At 50.8% G+C, this 21,417-nt stretch carries 22 protein-coding genes and 1 pseudogene; 10 read left to right on the top strand and 13 right to left on the bottom strand.

Features of this window, described 5'->3' with window-relative positions; translation table 11 throughout:
- Positions 1–244: 244 nt before the first annotated feature.
- Positions 245–1,780, top strand: a complete 1,536-nt coding sequence (locus tag AB1E22_RS18920; protein WP_367596762.1) for a SpoVR family protein — start codon at positions 245–247, stop codon at positions 1,778–1,780.
- Positions 1,781–1,844: 64 nt separating this feature from the next.
- On the opposite strand, the gene fadR is transcribed toward AB1E22_RS18920, so the two are convergent.
- Positions 1,845–2,564: a fatty acid metabolism transcriptional regulator FadR gene (fadR, locus tag AB1E22_RS18915; protein WP_367596761.1), complete on the bottom strand. Its 720-nt coding sequence runs from the start codon at positions 2,562–2,564 to the stop codon at positions 1,845–1,847.
- 294 nt (positions 2,565–2,858) lie between these two features.
- On the opposite strand from fadR, the gene nhaB reads away from it, so the two are divergent.
- Positions 2,859–4,424: a Na(+)/H(+) antiporter NhaB gene (nhaB, locus tag AB1E22_RS18910; RefSeq protein WP_367596760.1), complete on the top strand. Its 1,566-nt coding sequence runs from the start codon at positions 2,859–2,861 to the stop codon at positions 4,422–4,424.
- A 143-nt stretch (positions 4,425–4,567) separates the two neighbouring features.
- Entirely contained in the window at positions 4,568–5,098 is a 531-nt protein-coding gene (gene dsbB, locus AB1E22_RS18905) for a disulfide bond formation protein DsbB (RefSeq protein ID WP_367596759.1), read from the top strand.
- Between the two features lie 48 nt (positions 5,099–5,146).
- Here dsbB and AB1E22_RS18900 read toward each other — a convergent pair whose 3' ends face one another.
- From AB1E22_RS18900 to AB1E22_RS18875, 6 genes are all read right to left on the bottom strand, one after another.
- Positions 5,147–5,383 carry a putative hemolysin gene (locus AB1E22_RS18900; RefSeq protein ID WP_367596758.1) on the bottom strand — a complete coding sequence of 79 codons (237 nt, stop codon included), beginning with the start codon at positions 5,381–5,383 and terminating at the stop codon, positions 5,147–5,149.
- Positions 5,384–5,454: 71 nt separating this feature from the next.
- Positions 5,455–5,631 (bottom strand): cold shock small protein YmcF, encoded by a 177-nt coding sequence (gene ymcF / locus AB1E22_RS18895; protein WP_367597410.1) that lies wholly within the window; start codon positions 5,629–5,631, stop codon positions 5,455–5,457.
- A 95-nt stretch (positions 5,632–5,726) separates the two neighbouring features.
- On the bottom strand, positions 5,727–6,173 hold the full coding sequence (locus AB1E22_RS18890; protein WP_367596757.1) for a YcgN family cysteine cluster protein: 447 nt from the start codon (positions 6,171–6,173) through the stop codon (positions 5,727–5,729).
- A 90-nt stretch (positions 6,174–6,263) separates the two neighbouring features.
- Positions 6,264–6,923 carry a fumarylacetoacetate hydrolase family protein gene (locus tag AB1E22_RS18885; RefSeq protein ID WP_367596756.1) on the bottom strand — a complete coding sequence of 220 codons (660 nt, stop codon included), beginning with the start codon at positions 6,921–6,923 and terminating at the stop codon, positions 6,264–6,266.
- Positions 6,924–7,001: 78 nt separating this feature from the next.
- Complete coding sequence (locus tag AB1E22_RS18880; protein ID WP_367596755.1) at positions 7,002–8,069, bottom strand: lytic murein transglycosylase; 1,068 nt, start codon at positions 8,067–8,069, stop codon at positions 7,002–7,004.
- Between the two features lie 74 nt (positions 8,070–8,143).
- Positions 8,144–8,419 carry a YcgL domain-containing protein gene (locus AB1E22_RS18875; protein WP_367596754.1) on the bottom strand — a complete coding sequence of 92 codons (276 nt, stop codon included), beginning with the start codon at positions 8,417–8,419 and terminating at the stop codon, positions 8,144–8,146.
- A 126-nt stretch (positions 8,420–8,545) separates the two neighbouring features.
- Between AB1E22_RS18875 and minC the strand changes: the two genes are divergently transcribed.
- From minC to minE, 3 genes are read left to right on the top strand one after another with little or no spacing between them, the layout of a single operon-like run.
- Positions 8,546–9,253: a septum site-determining protein MinC gene (gene minC, locus AB1E22_RS18870; RefSeq protein ID WP_367596753.1), complete on the top strand. Its 708-nt coding sequence runs from the start codon at positions 8,546–8,548 to the stop codon at positions 9,251–9,253.
- A gap of 24 nt (positions 9,254–9,277) precedes the next feature.
- Positions 9,278–10,090, top strand: a complete 813-nt coding sequence (minD, locus tag AB1E22_RS18865; RefSeq protein ID WP_034495914.1) for a septum site-determining protein MinD — start codon at positions 9,278–9,280, stop codon at positions 10,088–10,090.
- A gap of 3 nt (positions 10,091–10,093) precedes the next feature.
- Positions 10,094–10,372, top strand: coding sequence for a cell division topological specificity factor MinE (minE, locus tag AB1E22_RS18860; RefSeq protein ID WP_064546115.1), 279 nt, complete (start codon positions 10,094–10,096; stop codon positions 10,370–10,372).
- A gap of 180 nt (positions 10,373–10,552) precedes the next feature.
- Here the strand turns inward: minE and rnd are convergent, their stop codons facing one another.
- From rnd to AB1E22_RS18835, 5 genes are all read right to left on the bottom strand, one after another.
- Positions 10,553–11,674 carry a ribonuclease D gene (rnd, locus tag AB1E22_RS18855; RefSeq protein ID WP_367597409.1) on the bottom strand — a complete coding sequence of 374 codons (1,122 nt, stop codon included), beginning with the start codon at positions 11,672–11,674 and terminating at the stop codon, positions 10,553–10,555.
- Between the two features lie 71 nt (positions 11,675–11,745).
- On the bottom strand, positions 11,746–13,431 hold the full coding sequence (gene fadD, locus AB1E22_RS18850) for a long-chain-fatty-acid--CoA ligase FadD (protein ID WP_367596752.1): 1,686 nt from the start codon (positions 13,429–13,431) through the stop codon (positions 11,746–11,748).
- A gap of 204 nt (positions 13,432–13,635) precedes the next feature.
- A complete protein-coding gene (locus tag AB1E22_RS18845; protein WP_367596751.1) occupies positions 13,636–14,238 on the bottom strand; it encodes a Slp family lipoprotein in 603 nt (200 codons plus the stop codon).
- A gap of 44 nt (positions 14,239–14,282) precedes the next feature.
- Positions 14,283–14,978, bottom strand: coding sequence for a tRNA (adenosine(37)-N6)-threonylcarbamoyltransferase complex dimerization subunit type 1 TsaB (gene tsaB, locus AB1E22_RS18840; protein WP_367596750.1), 696 nt, complete (start codon positions 14,976–14,978; stop codon positions 14,283–14,285).
- Between the two features lie 70 nt (positions 14,979–15,048).
- Complete coding sequence (locus tag AB1E22_RS18835) at positions 15,049–16,959, bottom strand: ATP-dependent DNA helicase (protein ID WP_367596749.1); 1,911 nt, start codon at positions 16,957–16,959, stop codon at positions 15,049–15,051.
- 121 nt (positions 16,960–17,080) lie between these two features.
- On the opposite strand from AB1E22_RS18835, the gene AB1E22_RS18830 reads away from it, so the two are divergent.
- Complete coding sequence (locus AB1E22_RS18830) at positions 17,081–17,425, top strand: RidA family protein (RefSeq protein ID WP_367596748.1); 345 nt, start codon at positions 17,081–17,083, stop codon at positions 17,423–17,425.
- A gap of 107 nt (positions 17,426–17,532) precedes the next feature.
- Here the strand turns inward: AB1E22_RS18830 and AB1E22_RS18825 are convergent.
- Positions 17,533–17,709, bottom strand: a pseudogene (locus AB1E22_RS18825) (YoaH family protein); the annotation flags it as partial.
- A gap of 115 nt (positions 17,710–17,824) precedes the next feature.
- Between AB1E22_RS18825 and pabB the strand changes: the two are divergent.
- From pabB to sdaA, 3 genes are all read left to right on the top strand, one after another.
- Positions 17,825–19,180, top strand: coding sequence for an aminodeoxychorismate synthase component 1 (gene pabB / locus AB1E22_RS18820; RefSeq protein ID WP_367596747.1), 1,356 nt, complete (start codon positions 17,825–17,827; stop codon positions 19,178–19,180).
- 4 nt (positions 19,181–19,184) lie between these two features.
- Positions 19,185–19,763 carry a CoA pyrophosphatase gene (locus AB1E22_RS18815; RefSeq protein WP_367596746.1) on the top strand — a complete coding sequence of 193 codons (579 nt, stop codon included), beginning with the start codon at positions 19,185–19,187 and terminating at the stop codon, positions 19,761–19,763.
- Positions 19,764–19,964: 201 nt separating this feature from the next.
- Positions 19,965–21,329: an L-serine ammonia-lyase gene (sdaA, locus tag AB1E22_RS18810; protein WP_367596745.1), complete on the top strand. Its 1,365-nt coding sequence runs from the start codon at positions 19,965–19,967 to the stop codon at positions 21,327–21,329.
- Positions 21,330–21,417: the final 88 nt, after the last annotated feature.

Raw genomic sequence — 21,417 nt, 5'->3', positions numbered from 1 at the left:
GCAGCTAGCACCCCCACAACTTGAGGTATGACGGGTATAGCGGGACAGCGATAATTAGGACCTCCTGCGCGGGAAGATATTATCGTCAGAATATTATTCTGCTTATATTGTAAAATACGGGAAATCGAAATCAGTAAATCGCGCGCAAATTATTTTTCTTATCGCCGCTAACTTCCAGGAGTTGTCTATTCTTGAAAGTGAGGCTTTCCATTCAGAGAGAGCCGCCAACAATGAGGGCGCGCTGATGGCTATTAATACTGATTCCGCCACAAAGGATTCTAAACGTCTAAGTGATGGACCAGACTGGACGTTCGAGCTGCTTGATGTCTATCTCGCTGAGATAGATCGTGTTGCTAAACTCTATCGCCTGGATACCTATCCTCATCAAATTGAAGTGATTACTTCCGAACAGATGATGGACGCTTACTCAAGCGTTGGGATGCCGATTAACTATCCCCACTGGTCGTTCGGGAAAAAGTTTATCGAAACGGAGCGCATGTATAAACATGGGCAGCAAGGGCTGGCCTATGAAATCGTCATCAACTCGAACCCGTGCATTGCCTATCTGATGGAAGAAAACACCATTACAATGCAGGCGCTGGTTATCGCTCACGCCTGTTATGGTCATAACTCTTTCTTTAAAAATAACTATTTGTTCCGTAGCTGGACGGATGCCAGCTCGATTATTGATTACCTGATTTTCGCCCGTAACTACATTACCCAGTGCGAAGAGCGTTATGGCGTGGATGAAGTGGAACGCCTGCTCGACTCCTGCCATGCGCTGATGAATTACGGCGTTGACCGCTACAAACGTCCGCAAAAAATTTCGTTGCAGGAAGAGAAAGCCCGGCAAAAAAGCCGCGAGGAGTATCTGCAAAGCCAGGTGAATACGCTGTGGCGTACACTGCCGCGTCGTGAAGAAGAGAAAACTGTCGCTGAAGCGCGGCGTTACCCTTCTGAGCCGCAAGAAAACCTGCTCTATTTTATGGAGAAAAACGCGCCGTTGCTGGAACCCTGGCAGCGTGAGATTTTGCGCATTGTGCGTAAGGTCAGCCAATATTTTTACCCGCAAAAGCAGACGCAGGTGATGAACGAAGGCTGGGCGACGTTCTGGCACTACACGATTCTGAACCACCTGTATGATGAAGGGAAAGTGACCGATCGCTTTATGCTGGAATTTTTACACAGCCATACCAATGTGGTGTTTCAGCCGCCGTATAACAGCCCGTGGTACAACGGCATTAACCCGTATGCGCTCGGTTTTGCCATGTTCCAGGACATCAAACGGATTTGTCAGTCGCCAACTGAAGAAGACCGCTACTGGTTCCCGGACATCGCCGGTAAAGACTGGCTGGAGACACTGCATTTCGCGATGCGTGATTTCAAAGACGAGAGCTTTATTAGCCAGTTCCTGTCGCCGAAATTAATGCGTGATTTCCGCCTGTTTACGGTGCTGGATGACGATCGCAATAACTATCTGGAAATTGCCGCCATTCATAACGAAGAGGGCTACCGGAAAATTCGCGCCGAGCTTTCCGCTCAGTACAATCTGAGTAATCTTGAGCCGAACATTCAGGTGTGGAATGTCGATTTACGCGGGGACCGGTCGCTCACGCTGCGTTATATCCCACATAATCGCGCCCCGCTGGATAAAGGGCGTCGCGAAGTGCTGAAACATGTCCATCGCCTGTGGGGCTTTGATGTGACGCTTGAGCAACAAAATGAGGATGGAAGTGTGGAGTTACTTGAACGCTGCCCGCCGCGATTGAACAGTTTGTAAGTATAAAAAAACGCTTCCTTGGGGAAGCGTTTTTCGTATTGCTGTGGGTGAGGAAAATGCCAGACTAGCGGCTGTGCATCGCCAAATCACCCGGTAAATTTTTCTGCATCCGATGCCAGATTTCCCCACTCTCACGTCCGTAGGTACGAACCGTATCAAAGACCTGGTCGTACAAACCTTGTTGGCAAATTTCTGCCAAACGGTGATAGAAACCTAACGCCAGACTGCGCGCTTCTGGGCTTGAGAAATAGTGACGCCCGATGCGGGTATACAATCCTTTCATTCCATTGAGGATAAGACCGTAAATCGGGTTCCCGGAAGCGAAAGCCAAACCGCGGAAAATATTGTAATCAAGCTTAGCAAACGCATCAGCGTGGTCTTCAACGCTGTTTGCCGTCGCCAGAACTTCTTGCGCTTTATCCGGATGCTGACGAACAGCGGTACGAATAAAGATAGTGGCAATGTTAGTTCGCACTGATAACAAGTTATCGATTAACTGCGGCACGCTGTCGTGATCGAGACGCGCCAGGGTTTCCAGAATGTTTAAACCGGAAGTTTCCCAGAAGTTATTCACTTTGGTCGGTTTGCCATGCTGAATGGTTAACCATCCGTCACGCGCCAGACGCTGAAGCACCTCGCGCAATGTGGTTCGCGTCACGCCAATAAGTTCGGATAATTCACGTTCCGCTGGAAGAATGGTTCCCGGAGCGAAGCGGTTATTCCAGATACTTTCGATAATATATTCTTCCGCGAAACCCGCTGGGCTCTGCGCCTTAATGACCATAGTATGCTTTCCATTACACAGGTTTTGCTAAAGAGACTCATCATACCAGATGCCGTGCGGCGCAGGTAGCGGCGGCAACCGCCAAATGTGGAATCATGGTTTAATTTTGCAGGCAATCACACAACCAAGGAATATTCCTATGCCTTGATTGAATTCTTATGCGCGAGTAACCTGAAACATCTCAAATGAACGCAACTTTATCTTTATTCGACTTTGCTCAGTTCCAGTAAAAGTGACAGCGTCACCTTTCTGAGATTTGAAATTGCCGGATAACGGGAGCATGTAAATTCTACGATGGAAATATCGACCGGGCGTGCGCTGTTTCGCAACTTTTTAGGTCAGTCACCGAACTGGTACAAACTGACTTTGTTAACTTTTTTAGTGATTAACCCTTTGGTTTTTTGGTTCATTAGCCCCTTTATTGCAGGCTGGCTTCTGGTCGCCGAGTTTATTTTCACCCTCGCAATGGCCCTGAAATGCTATCCGTTACTGCCAGGCGGCCTTCTGGCGATTGAAGCCGTGTTTGTCGGCATGACCAGCGCCGAGCATGTACGTGAAGAAATTGCCGGAAACCTCGAAGTGTTGCTGCTGCTGATATTTATGGTGGCAGGCATCTACTTTATGAAGCAGCTTTTGCTGCTGGTGTTCACCAAATTGCTGCTGGGCATCCGTTCAAAGATTTTACTTTCCCTCGCATTTTGTATCGCTGCGGCTTTTTTATCGGCCTTTCTGGATGCTCTTACCGTTGTTGCAGTGGTGATAAGCGTTGCGGTTGGTTTTTATGACATTTACCACCGTGTCGCGTCTACCGGTGCTCCCGACGGTGAAATGCAAGACGATGCGCAGCTCGATTCTGCTGCACGCGGCACGCTTGAGCAGTTCCGCGCATTCTTACGCAGCCTGATGATGCATGCGGGCGTTGGCACCGCGCTGGGTGGCGTGATGACGATGGTAGGCGAGCCGCAAAATCTTATCATAGCCAAAAACGCCGGATGGCACTTTGGCGATTTCCTACTACGTATGGCGCCTGTAACTGTTCCGGTTCTGATTTGCGGCCTGGTAACCTGCGTGCTGCTTGAGTCCACTAAAATTCTTGGTTACGGCGAAAAATTGCCGGAAAAAGTGCGCGATATTTTGCAGGATTACGATACGAAAAGTGCGCAAAAACGAACTCGCCAGGATCGCGTGAAATTAGTGGTTCAGGCGCTGATCGGCATTTGGCTGGTGATTGCGCTAGCGCTGCATTTGGCCGAAGTGGGGTTAATCGGTCTATCGGTAATTATTTTCGCTACCGCGCTGTGCGGCGTGACCGATGAACATCAAATAGGCAAAGCCTTTACTGAAGCGCTTCCGTTCACCGCCCTGCTGACGGTCTTCTTCGCGGTTGTCGCCGTGATTATCGATCAGCATCTGTTTACGCCGGTTATTCATTTTGTATTGCAAGCTGAACCACATTCGCAGTTAGCCCTGTTCTACGTGTTCAACGGTATTTTGTCGTCGATTTCCGATAATGTTTTCGTCGGCACCGTTTATATCAATGAAGCTAAAAATGCCCTGACCAACGGGATTATCGACCTCAAACAGTTTGAATTACTGGCGGTCGCAATTAACACGGGAACGAACTTGCCGTCCGTAGCCACGCCTAACGGCCAGGCTGCGTTCTTATTCTTGCTCACCTCAGCCCTTGCGCCGCTGATTCGCCTCTCTTATGGCCGTATGGTGTTGATGGCGCTTCCATACACGCTGGTGCTGACGCTGGTTGGATTGCTCTGCGTCGAGTTTACGCTGGTGCCCGCAACCGAATGGATGCTACACGCAGGGTGGATTTCCTCACCCGACATCCATGCCATTCCACATTAACTAAATTTCACGGGCAGTGAGCTGCCCGTTCACTTTTTTGTCTGATAAACATTCGATTAGCGTGTTATTTTGATGTGCCTACTGGCGCTGAAAATGAATTCGTTTACACTGCCGACTAAACGTATGTTGCAGGGATACTGATTATGTTGCGATATTTAAACCAATGCTCCCGCGGGCGCGGTGCCTGGATTCTGCTGGCACTCACGGCTTTTGCGCTGGAAATGGTGGCATTGTGGTTCCAGCACGTCATGATGCTCAAACCATGTGTGATGTGTATTTATGAGCGTTGCGCACTGTTTGGCGTTATGGGTGCAGGGATTGTGGGGGCGATTGCGCCAAAAACACCTTTGCGTTATGCAGGCATTGCACTGTGGATTTACAGCGCCGGGAAAGGTCTTCAGTTGGCATGGGAACACACCATGATTCAGCTTCACCCTTCCCCGTTTGTGACCTGTGATTTTGCCGCACGTTTCCCAGGCTGGCTGCCGCTCGATAAATGGCTGCCGTCAGTGTTTGTCGCCACCGGAGACTGTTCCGTTCGTCAATGGGAATTCCTGTCCCTGGAGATGGTACAGTGGTTAGTGGGGATTTTCGCTGTATTCTTGTTGATTGCTCTGCTGGTGTTGATTGCCCAGCCTTTCAAACCAAAACGTCGCGATCTCTTCGGGCGCTAATCTCAAGATTTATAAAGCAAAAACCCGCCGATGGCGGGTTTTTTATTATTAGTGGTCGCGGCGGTAAAGCGTCCACTGGTCAATGCGTTCACCGCCCGGCAAGAGGCAGTCACCCCGCTCTCCCAGATCGGTTTTCACCGTTCTCAATTCACCGCCTTTATCTTTGCAGTAAACTGACGCCGGGTTCGGCATGCCGATGACCTGAGGCGGTTTAGGTGCAACAGGTTGCGGCGATGAACAGCCGCTGAGAATGAGCGCCCCGAACAGTAATGTTATTTTTTTCATTATTCCTCCGTTATGGAGGCTGAATGTTAACAGTGCAGGAATGGGGAAAGCAAAACCAGCGGAATACGCTCTTAGCGAGCAGCTACGTTATATTGATGAATCGCACTCATCGGACGATGGATAGTGTGCATCCCTGATTTACAGAAGATACAAACAGCGCCGTGGGGATTTGTTTCTCGGACATCGTAGGGGGAGGTGCGATACTGTGAACCGCCACAAGACGGACACTTAAATGTTAAGTACTGGATAAAAACCTTCTTTTACTTGTTATTGAAAGAACACCGTATCATAAAGATTTCACTTTGTACGATTTATTTTGGTGTTCTTTTCTAATTCTGGTGGATTAATCTGCCCACTCAGGCTTGTTTAAAATATGTGCTTGCCAATCGCGCACTTCCGACTCTTTAACCGCAATATGGCGCACAGAAATGCGTTCGCCGTGCATCGCCGCTTTAGAACCGGTCAACAACGGGTGCCATGTCGGTAAATCTTTGCCTTCGGCTAACAGACGATAGGCGCAGGAGTGCGGCAGCCATTCAAACGTTGGCAAATTATCGCGGGTCAATTTGATGCAATCGGGTTCAAATTCAAAACGGCGCGCGTAATTTTTGCACTGACAGGTTTTGATGTTTAATTGCTTACAGGCGACGTTGGTGAAATAAATTTCATCCGTGTCTTCATCCATCAATTTATGCAGACAGCACTGGCCGCAGCCATCGCAAAGGGATTCCCACTCCGCGTCACTCATTTCGTCAAGCGTTTTGCTCTGCCAGAACGGCGCTGTAGTCATGATGTTTGTCCGGTAATAAAAAAACAAGCGCACCTTATAAACAGTCTGGGCCTGAGATGCAAGTTTTGCCGCCCTGAGGCGGCAAATTGATTATAGAACGCGAGTGGTAAAACTGCGGTCGGCAAAGCTAACTTCCAGTTCATCACCGCTGTTTAGCGGCCCGACACCGTCTGGTGTTCCTGTGAGAATCACATCGCCTGCGCGTAGAGTGAAGAAGCGGCTCATGTAGGCAATCAGCGGTACGATCTTGTGGATCATATCGGCGGTATTTCCCTGCTGGCGTATTTCACCGTTGATTTTTAAAGCAATGGGCGTGTTCTGCGCATCGCCGTTAAATTCAGAGGCAGGAATAAAACCAGAGATCGGGCAGGAATTATCAAACCCTTTAGCCTTTTCCCACGGCTGACCAGCTTTTTTCAGTTTGCTCTGTAAATCACGCAGCGTAAGATCAAGCGCCACGCCATAGCCCGCAATGGCTTTCGTGACATGCTCTTGCGTTGCCTGCCTTAACGTCGAGCCAATAAGAATCGCCAGCTCCACTTCATGATGAACAGAGCCGAACTCCTGCGGCAGCACCAGCGGCTGGCGAATATCGCACAGCGCACTTTCCGGTTTAATAAACACCACCGGTTCATCAGGCGTTGCACTGCCCATCTCTTTGATATGTTTTGCGTAGTTACTGCCTACACACACTACTTTGCTGACCGGAAAATCCAGCAGCGCACCCTGCCAGTTATGATGCTGATACATGCCTTTCCTCTGCGTCGTTGTGTTAATGACTTTTGATACTAGAGAAAAAAATCACCGCTGAACACTGGTGCCTGTTCGTTATTGTGCAATTGCGTCTGCCATCGTGCTGATGCTAAGGGCGAAGTAGTAAGAACGATTCCAGTGCATGATGGTGCGGAAGTTGTTATAGACAAGGAATGAGCGTGCCAAATTATCATCCGGCGTAATAATCCAGGCTTTTTGTGTCGCGGGCGGTGGCTGAGTCCCGTCTTTAAAGGTGACGCCCAACTGCTGCCACTGGCTGACGGTTTTCCCCTGCTCCGTTTTCGTGCCCGCAAGCACGTTGTCGAAACCTTCCGGCAGAATAATCTCCTTTCCCCAATTTTCACCCGCTTTCCAACCCTCGGTTTCCAGATAATTGGCCGTTGATGCAAATACATCGCTGGTGTTATTCCAGATATCTATTTTCCCGTCGCCATCGCCATCAGCGCCATAGCGCAGGTAAGAGCTAGGCATAAACTGGTTTTGCCCCATCGCACCCGCCCACGAGCCTTTGAGCTCTTGTACCGAGACATGACCTTGATCGAGTATTTTTAACGATGCCATCAGCTCTTTGGTGAAAAAGGCTTCGCGTCGGCCTTCAAAAGCCAGTGTCGCCAGCGCAGAAACAATGTCTTCTTTTCCCTGTATTTCACCGAAATGGCTCTCCATCGCCCACAACGCAACGATGTACTGGCTTTGCACACCCGTACGGCGGCTTATAGTGCTTAATTCGTTTTGATGGAGTTGGTACTGTTCCCGCGCTTTTTCAATCTTTTCCGGGGTAATGACCCGGGCCAGGTATTCATCCAGCATAATTTTCTTCTCAAGCTGGTTCTGGTCGGATTTTATGACCCGATCAACAAAATGAACGTTGGCGAAGGCGCTGGAGATTGTGTTGTCACTCACCCCCTGAAGCCGCGCCTGGGTTTTGAGGGTTTCAACGTAAGCGGGAAATTCAGCGGGGTTACGTCCCTGCTCGGCAAGCGTAACTGGCGCAGGTTTGCTCGCAGGCTGCGTACCAACCGGTGTGTTAACAAGGGATTGCGTCTGCGCCATAGCGGATGAGGCGGTATAACTACTGAGCACAAAGGCGATGACGGTTAAACAAATTGCTGGAGTATTCATCTTTTTCCCCGCGGTTTTTTGTTCTAAACATCATCTCCTTTTATGCCTGAGAAAGATTAGGCATCCTCCGAAACTTATTTTTTCGGACTATTTTCAAGATGGATTTTTAACAAACTTTCTGGAGGTGGTGGTAATTGTAAATAATAGCCGTCATTTTTGAGTGCTTGTTTAACTTTATCGAAATCTGCATTAGCCAGTTTTTTACTGCCATCAAGCGGTAATAACATCGCCAATTGCGGTATACCAAAACCTTTCATCAATTCTTCAGGAACACGCGAGAAATCGTCTTTTTTTTCGACATAAAGATATGTCTGGTCACGTTTACTACTTCTGTAGATCACACAAAACATTTTTTTTACTCTATTTTCGCCAGATGGTGGCTTGCCTGAATATACCTGTGACTATAACATGCCAGATGTACTTCGGAATATCGTCCCACACAGGTGGGGATTAAAACTGAATTGAGTAAGGCCAGGATGTCAAACACGCCAATCGAGTTAAAAGGCAGCAGTTTTACCTTATCAGTGCTTCACTTACATGATGCACAACCCGAGGTCATTCTCCAGGCCCTTCAGGACAAAGTATCCCAGGCTCCCGCTTTTCTGAAAAATGCACCGGTGGTGGTGAACGTTGCCAACCTCGATGGTTCAGTTAATTGGAAGAGAGTCCAGCAAGCGGTGGTTTCTTCCGGTTTGCGAGTGGTCGGAATTAGTGGTTGTAAAGACGAAGCGCTGAAAAAAGAAATTGAGCGCGCCGGCTTGCCACTTCTGACAGAAGGGAAAGAAAAAAATTCACGCACAAAGCCTGCGCCCGTTGAGGCTGCAGCCTCTGTCGAGCCAGTTGTTAACCCGGTCACAAAAACACGATTGATTGATGCTCCGGTTCGTTCCGGCCAGCGTATTTATGCCCCAAACTGTGATTTGATTATCACCAATCATGTCAGTGCCGGTGCAGAACTTATCGCTGATGGTAATATTCATGTTTACGGCATGATGCGTGGCCGCGCCCTGGCGGGTGCCAGTGGCGATCGTGATGCACAAATATTCTGTACAAATCTTGCTGCTGAACTGGTTTCAATAGCAGGTGAATACTGGCTGAGTGAACAGATACCAGCCGATTATTATGGGAAAGCAGCACGCCTGAGTCTGGCAAGTGGTGCTCTCTCCGTTCAACCTTTGAATTAAGCCCTTTTAACAAGGAATTCCTTTATGGCACGCATTATTGTTGTTACATCGGGTAAAGGGGGCGTCGGTAAGACCACGTCCAGCGCGGCCATCGCTACAGGTTTGGCCCAGAAGGGAAGAAAAACCGTCGTAATCGATTTTGATATTGGCCTGCGTAACCTGGATTTGATCATGGGCTGCGAACGCCGTGTGGTCTACGATTTCGTTAACGTTATCCAGGGCGATGCCACATTAAACCAAGCGTTGATCAGAGATAAACGCACCGAGCAACTCTATATTCTCCCGGCTTCACAAACTCGCGATAAAGACGCTCTCACCCGTGAAGGCGTAGCAAAAGTATTAGAAGACCTGAAAAATATGGACTTCGAATTTATCGTTTGTGATTCCCCGGCAGGTATTGAAACTGGTGCGCTGATGGCGCTCTATTTTGCTGATGAAGCGGTTATTACCACTAACCCTGAAGTTTCATCAGTACGCGATTCAGACCGTATTCTCGGTATTCTTTCTTCGAAATCTCGCCGTGCAGAAAACGGTGAAGCGCCGATAAAAGAACACCTGCTGTTAACTCGCTACAATCCAGGTCGTGTAAACCGTGGCGATATGCTGAGCATGGAAGATGTGCTGGAGATCCTGCGCATTCCACTGGTTGGCGTTATCCCAGAAGATCAATCTGTTCTGCGCGCGTCAAACCAGGGTGAGCCGGTCATTCTTGACCAGGAGGCTGATGCAGGTAAAGCTTACGCGGATACTGTTGAGCGCCTGCTTGGCGAAGATCGCCCTTTCCGCTTCATTGAAGAAGAGAAGAAAGGCTTCCTCAAACGCCTGTTCGGAGGATAAGTTATGGCATTACTAGACTTTTTTCTCTCACGGAAAAAGAACACCGCCAACATTGCAAAAGAACGCCTGCAAATTATCGTTGCAGAACGCCGTCGTGGTGATAGTGAACCGCATTATTTACCGCAGTTAAAGCGCGATATTCTGGAAGTGATTTGCAAATATGTAAAAATCGATCCAGAGATGTTAACCGTCGTTCTTGATCAAAAAGATGATGATATTTCTGTTCTGGAACTAAACGTAACGTTGCCAGAAGCGCAGGAAGCCACAACAAAATCTGCGTAATACAACTTCGTATAATAAACCCCCAGAATGATATTCGGGGGTTTATTTATTTTACGCTCTGACAACTTTTTGAATACAGACTATTCTTACAGGTTGACTAGATTTTCTAAATTAATATTCCAGTATTACTTCACTCACCCCTGTAATTATTCCCAGTAACATTTGAAGAATATGGGTATATTAATAATCTGCCAGTAACGTTTTTAACGCTTCGCCCATTACGCGTCCGCGCCAGCCACTGATTAATTCCGGTTGCATTGCCTGCGGTTTTAATTGCCAGTGCCAGTTTAAGAGCTGGTTAATTTGACGGCGAGACGCCAGCAATTCAGCGCTTAAACCACAGGTTTCACTCACCTGTAAGACCTGCGCTTTTATCGCTTTAAACACGCGGCGATAGCCCGGCATATCAACCAGATTGCTCAGCGGCTCAGGTAATTCATCATCAGATAATGCCTGCGCTTCAGCCACTAGCCCCAGTAGCGTTTTACCGTGGAAACGGATTTCGCTCCCGCTCAGGCCGAGGTGTTCCAGTTCACCTAATGAGCCCGGCATATAACGAGCGACCTGCCAGAGGTGTTCTTCGCGTACCACGAAATTCACCGCCATATCTCGCTCACGCGCTTTACGCAGACGCCAGGAAGCCAGTTTCTTCAGGCACGCCAACTGGCGCGTTCTTAACTGCCATGCGTTGCCGATTTCACGCCAGGCTTCTTCCGGATCAAGCACATCCTGACGGCGCGCGGCCATAAGGTTGCATTCATCCAGTGCGGCGTCCATCCAACCCGCGGCTTCCGTCTCTTCCATCAGCTTGTGCGCAATAGGCAGCAGGTAAAGCACATCGGCCGCAGCATAATCGCACTGGCGCTCCGTCAACGGGCGCGCCAGCCAGTCGGTACGTGACTCGCTTTTATCCAGCGCAATGCCGGTAAAAGACTCAACGATGGTGGCAAAACCACAGGAAAGCGGACGGCCGCTAAATGCAGCCAGGATCTGCGTATCAATAAAGGGATCGGGCAGCATGCCATAGGCATTCAGAAACACTTCCAGATCTTCGCTCCCTGCGTGCAGGAACTTGATCACCGCTTTATCTTGCAAGAGCGTTTTGAATGGTGACCAGTCAGAGATAGTCAACGGGTCGATAAGCGAAACCGTTTTACCATCGTACAACTGGATCAAACCCAGTTGCGGGTAGTAGGTGCGAGTGCGCACAAATTCGGTATCCAGCGCGATGGCCGGAAATTGACGAGCCGCTTCACATACAATGGCAAGGGATTCATCGGTGGTAATCATTTGGTAAGTCAAATTCAGTTCTCTTAGGTTTGCGCCCATAAAAAACGCCGGCAGAACCGGCGTTAGGGCGACTGACTCGGAGCTCAGGCGTTATTGTTGCCTTTACTGGCCGATTCGTCACGTAGTTCTCGTCGTAATATTTTGCCAACGTTTGATTTTGGTAGCTCTTCGCGAAACTCCACCAGCTTCGGCACCTTGTAACCCGTCAGATGGCGGCGACAGAAAACAATCAACGCTTCTTCAGTTAGCGCCGGATCTTTCTTCACCACGAAGATTTTAACCGTTTCTCCGGAAGCACCGCCCGGCACACCAACGGCTGCAACTTCAAGCACGCCACTATGCTGCATCACCACGTCTTCGATTTCGTTCGGGTAAACGTTAAAGCCGGAAACCAGAATCATATCTTTTTTGCGATCGACGATACGCATAAAACCTTCATCGTCCATAACCGCAATATCACCGGTTCGCAGCCAGCCGTCCTGCAGAATTTCATCGGTAGCATCCGGGCGCTGCCAGTAGCCGAGCATCACCTGCGGGCCTTTTACGCACAGTTCGCCCGGTTCACCCGGAGGCACTTCTTCGCCTTCGTCATCAATCAGCTTCACTTCGGTAGAGGGTACCGGCAGGCCGATACTGCCGCTGTGATAATCCATATCATGCGGATTTGCGCTCACCAGCGGCGCGCACTCGGTCAGGCCATAACCTTCCAGCAGGAAGCGCCCGGTGAGTTTTTCCCAGCGCTCCGCTACAACGTGCTGCACCGGCATCCCACCGCCAGCGGAAAGGTGCAGGCTGGAGAAATCGAGCTGCTGGAATTCTTTATTGTTGAGTAGCGCATTGAAGAGCGTGTTTACGCCCGTCATCGCGGTAAACGGATATTTAGCCAGCTCTTTAACCAGCCCTGGAATGTCACGCGGGTTGGTGATGAGCAGGTTCTGCCCGCCCAGCTCAATAAACAGCAGGCAATTCATGGTCAACGCAAAGATGTGGTAAAGCGGTAACGCGGTGACCACCAGCTCTTTGCGTTCAAACAGCAGCGGACTGTAAGCGGCTCTGACTTGTTCAAGGTTTGCCAGCATGTTGCGGTGGGTCAGCATCGCCCCTTTTGCCACGCCCGTCGTCCCGCCGGTGTATTGCAAGAAAGCGAGATCGGCATTGAGAATTTCAGGCTTGATGTATTGCAGGCGATAGCCGTGTTGCAAGGCGCTACGAAAAGAGATGGCGTCAGGCAGATGGTATTTTGGCACCAGGCGTTTAACGTACTTAACCACGAAGTTAACTATCGTGCCTTTTGCCGCAGAGAGCTGATCGCCCATGCGCGTCAAAATAACGTGCTTAACCTGGGTTTTATCGACCACTTTTTCCAGGGTATGCGCAAAGTTTGAAACAATCACAATTGCGCTGGCACCGCTATCATTGAGCTGATGTTCAAGCTCGCGCGGGGTGTAAAGCGGGTTGACGTTTACCACCACCATGCCTGCACGCAGAATACCAAACAGCGCAACAGGGTACTGCAACAGGTTTGGCATCATTAACGCAACGCGATCGCCCTTTTGCAGCCCAAGACCTTGTTGCAAATAGGCAGCAAACGCACGGCTCCGCTCTTCCAGTTTGCGGAACGTCATAACTTCGCCCATGTTCATGAATGCAGGCTGATCGGCATAGCGCGCCGTTGCCTGCTCAAACATATCAACCAGGGACTGATAACGGTCAGGATTTATCTCAGCCGCAACATCGGCTGGGTAGCGGTTAAGCCAAACCTTCTTCAAGGATCCACCTCTGAATTTATTATTCGTCGTCATCACAACCCCAATACATAAACACATCGTTAACATAATATTAACTCAGCGTACCAGTTTATTAATTAGACTGATTTAAGGTTGCGAAGCACATCACTAATTATTTTTATTCCATTTTGAAAATGAATAGGCAGCGGGTGAGCCGCTGCCTATTAAATTCAGCAAAACAAACAGTTACTCAGTTACGATAGTCTGCACCTGAGCTGGGCCTGGATTGTACCATCCACCGCCCCACATCCCGCCGTAGCCGTAACGACCACGATAAGGATACGGCCCGCCCCAGAACCACGGGTCAATCGGTTGCGGCGGCATCACAACTTGTTGCGTGATGCGCCAGCGTTTATAGCCATTCACCTGCATAACCATAAACTTGTATGCCGTCTCGCCGACTTTCCCCTCAACCACGCCGGTGATAGGCCCAACCACGGTAATCAGTTGGCCACGGAAATCCACCGGGTCAAGGAAGCCGTTTACATCAGCGTAAATTCGCCCTCTGGAAGGTTCACCCAGTTGCGGGCGCGCGCCTTCATCGAGATTAACGGTAGCAATCTCAAGACGGGTTTTACCTTGTCGATTATCGATATTCACCACTCGCCCGCCGAAACGAGCTTCCTGCCCGACGTAAAGCTGCGGTGCATTCATCACTCGCGCTAAATCTTGTTGAGGCATGGCGCTGGTGCCTTTGATGGCATCAGGGATGCTGACACAGCCGCTGAGCAAAACGACCGCCGCGGTTGCGAGTAATTGGGTAACAATCCTGACATGTAGACCAGCCATATCCTTTCTCCTTAACGCAGTTTCGCTTCACGAAAACGTTAGAACTACTCTCTGCCAGGAAGTTTCTTCCATGTCACTTCATTACGCAGATAAACCGGCTCGGCGTGTTCAACCGCGACCGTACGCCCGGCATTCAGAGCCTGAATCGCCAGAGGCAGCATATCTTCAGCCGCAGGAAGAGAAACCGCGCCATCACAAATGACCAGTTCACTGCCCTGCGCCATATCAGGCCAGGCCTGCCAGCCAGTGCCGACTGTAGCCCATTCGCCCTGGAGTTGTTTCAACCGTTCAGCAACCGCTTCCGGCTTTAACACTGCTTCAGTTTCTTCGCCATGCCAGACGCCATGCTCATCACGCTGATATTCAGCCCAATACACTTCGCCCATGCGCGCGTCGATGGCAGCCAGCACACGTGTTGCACCGGTCATACGCCATGCGCCTTGCGCCATCGTGGCAAGCGTTGAAACGCCGATCATAGGCAGTTCTGCACCTAAAGCCAGGCCCTGGGCGATACCAATGCCAATGCGTACGCCAGTAAAACTCCCCGGACCCCGCCCGTAAGCGAGGGCGTTCAATTGGTTAAGCGCAACGCCCCCTTCGTTCAGGATGTCGCGCACCAGCGGCAGAATACGTTGAGTATGTTCACGTGGGCAGAGTTCGAAATGGGCACAGGATGCCCCTTCATTGTACAGAGCAACTGAACAAGCTTCTGTCGCGGTATCAATGGCTAAAATTCGCATGGCGTTGCCAACCTCTGGCGGGAAAATAGGGTCAAAAATCGGCGCGCATCATACCATAGCCTGGCACAAATTACTGCGCCGCACGGTGGTTAAGAAATTCAACTGCCCGATTTATATCCCGGGTACGCGGGGTCGGCGGTAGGCTGTTGAGGAATACAGCACCATAGGGGCGCATCACCAGGCGATTATCACAAATCACTAAAACGCCCCGGTCATCAACGTCACGAATTAAGCGCCCTACGCCCTGTTTCAATGTGATGACGGCTTCAGGAAGCTGCACGTCTTCAAACGGATCGCCCCCGCGCAGGCGGCAATCTTCCATGCGCGCTTTCAGCAAAGGATCGTCCGGAGAGGTGAACGGCAGTTTGTCGATAATCACCAGCGAAAGTGTGTCGCCGCGCACGTCGACCCCTTCCCAAAAACTACTGGTTGCGACCAGTAGCGCGTTACCCGCATCCACAAATTGCTGGAGCAGTTGGCCTTTACTGGTTTCGCCTTGCAGCAAAACGGGTAGTGTCATGGTGGCGCGAAACTGCTCGGCTAAATCGCGCATCATTGAATGGGAAGTACATAACATAAAGCAGCGACCGTTGTTCGCTTCAATCAGCGGTTTGAGCATTTTTGCCAGGTGCCTGCCCGCCGCAGGTTGGTTCGGCGTTGGCAAACCGCGCGGCACACACAACAGCGCCTGGCTTGCGTAATCAAACGGGCTCGCTAACAGTAACGTTTCGGCATTAGCAATGCCCAAACGTTCGGTGAAGTGGCTGAGTTGGTCGTTTACAGAAAGCGTTGCCGAGGTGAAGATCCAGGTTCCGGCTTTCTGGTTAATCACTTCCTGGAATTTATCGGCAACCGACAACGGCGTTAGCGCCAGCGTGAAGTTGCGCGAATTGCACTCATACCAGTAGCTATAGCCGGGGGTATCAACGTCTTTCAGGCGCTTAATTCGCCCGCGCAAAATAACCGTGCGCTCAAAGGCGGCGTCCAGTAAGGCCGAGCGGCCAAGAGACAGTTTGGCCACGTCATAACAAAGCTCAAGCGCGTCATCAAGCAGCAGCAATGCCCGCTGGATAGAGGGTTCAGCCAGTAACTCTCGCAGATTTCCGCGATAGCCAGGGTCACCCATTTGCAAACGGAAATCCTGCGTGCTTTGTGCCAGGCGGTCAGCGCTTTTTTGGAGTTGCTGGGCGTCGCGCACTTCGGTGCGATAGGCGATGGAAATATCTTTGGCGATATCCAGCAACTGGCGGCTGGAAACAGACTGGCCGAAATATTGGCTGGCGATGTCAGGGATTTGGTGCGCTTCATCGAAAATCATCACTTCTGCCTCGGGAATCAGCTCGCCAAAGCCGCCCTCTTTCACCACCATATCGGCCAGAAAGAGGTGATGGTTCACCACTACCACGTCGGAATCCATGGCTTTTTTACGCGCTTTCACCACGAAACAGTCTTTGTAGAGCGGGCAATCTTGCCCAAGGCAGTTATCGTTGGTGCTGGTCACCATCGGCCAGACGGGAGAGTCTTCAGCAACGCTTACACAGGTGCTGATGTCCCCGTCGACCGTTTCAATCGCCCAGCCACGCAGTTTGACGATATCGCTTAGCGTCTGAACTTGCAGGTCGCCGCCCGCCAGGGCCTGTTGCTCCAGACGTTCCAGGCACAAATAGTTAGACCGCCCTTTAAGCAGCGCCAGCCGCCCTTTAAAATCGAGCGCCTGCGCCACCGTCGGTAAATCGCGGGAAAAGAGCTGATCCTGTAACGCTTTTGACCCGGTTGAGATAATGACTTTTTTGCCTGAACGCAGCGCCGGAGCTAGGTACGCATAGGTTTTACCGGTACCGGTGCCCGCTTCAACCACCAGCTCACGTCCGGTGGAGATAGCTTTGCTGACGGCTTGCGCCATCTGGCGTTGCGGTTCACGCGGTTTAAAACCCTTTATCGCCGTGGCGAGTTGGCCGTCTGCTGCAAAATCGTCTGTCACATTACCCCCTGGGTTTAATACCAGTGATTATGTCAGTCTGAGCGAGGTTAAGCCAGTGGAAGCCGCCTGCGGATTGTGTCAGGCTGTAGCGCTTTATGAATAAACTGAAAAGGAAACAGTGATGAGTATTGTGCGTATAAAACCGGAAGCACGTTGGTCTGACGCGGTGATTCATAACCACACGCTTTACTACACCGGTGTGCCAGAAAAGCTGGATGCGAATGCCTATGAGCAAACCGCAAACACACTTGCGCAGATTGACGCGGTGTTACAGGAACAGGGCAGCGATAAGCGTAACATTCTCGACGCCACCATTTTCCTGCCGGAAAGCGCCGACTTTGCTGCGATGAATAAAGCCTGGGATGAGTGGGTTGTCGCGGGTCATGCGCCGGTACGTTGTACCGTGCAGGCAAAATTGATGAACCCGCGCTTTAAAGTAGAAATTAAGATTATTGCGGCCGTGTAAAGCAACGCAGACGTGAACTTACGTTACTCGTCGTCGTTTTCTTCGTAGCGGTCTACGTATCTTTCTTCTTTGTCTGCTTCGTTATTGTCTTCGCTTTCGGCGTTGCCTTCGTCGTCGTCCTCAAAGCGGACGGCGACCATTTCACCGGTATGGTTGGCGCGAATTTCTGCGGCCACCAGCGCAATGGCTTCACCGCTGCTCATGCCCTGAGTCATGAGTTCCTGAATACGTTCGACTGCTTTTTGCTGCTGCTCGTGGGATAATGCGGGTAATCCTGAAATCATTTTCGACTCCTGTTACATTGCCTGGGTTAATTATTTCACGCTGCTTTCAGGGTTTCCAGAGGATTCCCCGGCATAGCAGGATGATCTGTCTCTTTTTTAGTTGTGGTTTACGACGTTGCACACTCTAACTTTTCGAACTTTGCCGTGGCATCCGAATGCTGTTCAACACACTTTTAAAGCGCTCGCGCAGCAACCCTGGGCCATGCTGCTGCATTCGGGTTTCGCCGATCATCCCCATAACCGTTTTGATATTCTGGTGGCCGAGCCACGCGCAACATTAGTGACCCGTGGCGCTGAAACCACCCTCTGGGTAGATGGCGAAAACCAAACGCACCGTGACGATCCGCTACATTTGCTTCAGCAAACGCTGGACCATTTTGGCTATCAGCCAGCCACGCATCCGGATCTCCCCTTTTTAGGCGGCGCGCTGGGGTTATTTGGTTATGATTTAGGCCGTCACTTCGAAAAATTACCTGAGCATGCCCAGGCCGATCTCACGACGCCTGATATGGCGATTGGCATTTATGACTGGGCGTTGATTGCCGACCACCATCATAAAAAGCTCACGCTGCTTTGCTGGGGAGATATTTCGCAGCGACTTGCCTGGCTTGAAGGCCAGTCAGCACCGGATGTTGAGCCGTTTCGCCTGACGAGCGAATGGCAGTCCAATATGACCCGCGAGCAGTATGGACTTAAATTCCGTCAGGTACAGGAATATCTCATCAGTGGCGATTGCTACCAGGTTAACCTCGCGCAACGTTTTACCACCAGTTACGAAGGCGATGAGTGGCAAGCGTTCGAGCGCCTGAACGCAGCAAACAGTGCGCCGTTCAGCGCGTTTATTCGCCTACCTGAAAGTGCCATCCTGAGTCTGTCACCCGAGCGTTTTATTTTGCTCGAAGGCAAAAATATCCAGACGCGCCCGATAAAAGGCACATTGCCGCGCCTGCAAGACCCGATTGCCGATGCACAGCAGGCTGAAAAGCTGGCGAACTCAGCGAAAGATCGCGCCGAAAACCTGATGATCGTCGATTTGCTGCGCAATGATATTGGCCGCGTCGCGGTACCTGGCAGTGTAAAAGTGCCGGAGCTGTTTGTCGTCGAACCGTTTCCTGCCGTGCATCACCTGGTCAGCACCATCACCGCGCAATTACCGCAAGATTTGCAGGCCACCGATTTACTGCGCGCCAGCTTCCCCGGCGGTTCCATTACCGGCGCGCCGAAAGTTCGGGCTATGGAAATTATCGAAGAACTTGAGCCGCAGCGGCGCAACGCCTGGTGCGGCAGCATTGGTTATCTGAGCTTCTGCGGCAATATGGACACCAGCATTACTATCAGAACGCTCACCGCTGAAGGCGGAAAATTATATTGCTCGGCTGGCGGCGGCATTGTGGCCGATAGTCTTGAATCTGCGGAATATCAGGAAACTTTTGATAAAGTTAACCGTATTCTGCCGCAACTAGAGAGTTGATGAGATGTCTGGTTTGTCCCTGACCATGAACGAATTTTTATCGCGATTTCAACTGATGCAGCCACCTGCCGCCCGGATGAGCGGCAATAAACGACAGGCGGCGGTTTTGATCCCTATTGTGCGCCGCCCGCAGCCTGGCTTGTTACTGACCCAGCGCTCGGCGATGTTGCGTAAACATGCGGGGCAAGTCGCGTTTCCTGGCGGGGCAGTTGATGACACTGATAAATCGCCGATCGCGGCAGCGCTGCGGGAAGCCTGGGAAGAAGTTGCTATTTCTCCCGACAGTGTGGAAGTTATCGGCACCCTGCCGCCCGTGGACAGCGTTACGGGATTTCAGGTGACACCTGTGGTGGGCATCATTCCTCCTGATTTACCCTATCAGGCCAGTGAAGACGAAGTGGCTGCGGTATTCGAAATGCCATTGATGGAAGCGCTCACCCTGGGTCGTTATCATCCCCTGGATATTCACCGCCGGGGAAATGCCCATCGCGTCTGGCTTTCCTGGTATCAGCACTATTTTGTCTGGGGTATGACCGCAGGAATCATCCGGGAGTTGGCTTTACAGATTGGGGTGGAACCGTGATCACTCTTTAATTCTGCTAAATCGGCTATATTTAGCAGAGTGTTTCGCCGTAGTTTGGCTGCTATTAGAGTAGCTAAAGTTAAGCATTAGTTTAATTCATGTGAATAGTTTACTACGGTGAGCAATAAATTTTTAAACTAGCCAACTGCGATTTTGCAGCAGCAAATTTTATTTACCCGGTGTCCTGAAAGGAGTTTAAGTGTGATTAGCATATTCGACATGTTCAAAGTCGGCATTGGGCCATCCAGTTCCCATACCGTCGGCCCGATGAAGGCCGGTAAGTTGTTCGTCGACTCCCTGCTCGAAAAAGGATTACTGGAAACTACGACACGCATTGGTGTTGATGTTTACGGTTCCCTGTCTCTGACAGGTAAAGGGCACCATACCGATATCGCAATTATCATGGGCCTTGCGGGAAACCAGCCTGACAATGTGGATATTGACTCTATTCCGGCGTTTATTCGCGATGTCGAAACCCGCGAACGTCTCTGGCTTGCGCAGGGTCGTCATGAAGTCGATTTCCCGAAAGATTCCGGAATGCGCTTCCAAAATGACAACTTGCCGCTGCATGAAAATGGTATGACCATCCATGCCTACAACGGCTCGGAAGAGATCTTCAGCAAAACCTATTATTCCATCGGCGGGGGTTTTATCGTCGATGAAGAGCATTTTGGTAAAGAAGCGACGAACGAAGTGGTTGTGCCTTATTCGTTTAATTCTGCCGAACAAATGCTTCAGCACTGCCGCGAAACCGGTATGTCGCTGTCTGGCGTCATCATGCAGAACGAGCTGGCTCTGCACAGCCGCAAAGAGATCGAAGACTATTTTGCTAACGTGTGGCAAACCATGCGCGCCTGTATCGATCGCGGTGTGAACACTGAAGGTGTGCTGCCAGGCCCACTGCGTGTGCCGCGCCGTGCTTCTGCCCTGCGCCGTATGCTGGTTTCCAGCGATAAACTTTCCAATGACCCAATGAATGTGGTCGATTGGGTGAATATGTTTGCGCTGGCTGTTAACGAAGAAAACGCCGCGGGCGGGCGTGTAGTGACCGCTCCGACAAACGGTGCCTGCGGGATCGTTCCGGCAGTGTTGGCCTACTATGACCACTTTATCGAATCCGTGAGCCCGGACACCTATATCCGTTATTTCCTGGCGTCCGGTGCTATCGGTGCGCTGTATAAAATGAACGCGTCTATTTCTGGTGCGGAAGTCGGCTGTCAGGGCGAAGTGGGCGTGGCCTGTTCTATGGCCGCAGCGGGTCTTGCAGAGATTTTAGGCGCAAGCCCAGAGCAGGTTTGTGTTGCCGCTGAAATCGGGATGGAGCATAACCTCGGTTTGACCTGCGACCCGGTTGCAGGCCAGGTTCAGGTGCCGTGTATCGAACGTAACGCCATTGCATCGGTAAAAGCGATCAACGCCACACGTATGGCAATGCGCCGCACCAGCGAGCCGCGCGTTTCTCTCGATAAGGTGATTGAAACCATGTACGAAACGGGCAAAGACATGAATGCCAAATACCGTGAAACATCGCGCGGTGGCCTGGCCATCAAAGTGCAATGTGACTAATCTGTTCTGGCCCTCGTAAAGAGGGCCATTTTTTTCATCGTAAATCCAATCCCCCACTACACTTTGAATGTTCCGCGTGCCGATTTCG

This window comes from Buttiauxella gaviniae (genome assembly GCF_040786275.1).
GTDB lineage: Bacteria > Pseudomonadota > Gammaproteobacteria > Enterobacterales > Enterobacteriaceae > Buttiauxella > Buttiauxella gaviniae_A.
Note: the sequence above shows the minus strand (reverse complement) of the source record. Positions and strands in the feature narration are given on the sequence as shown.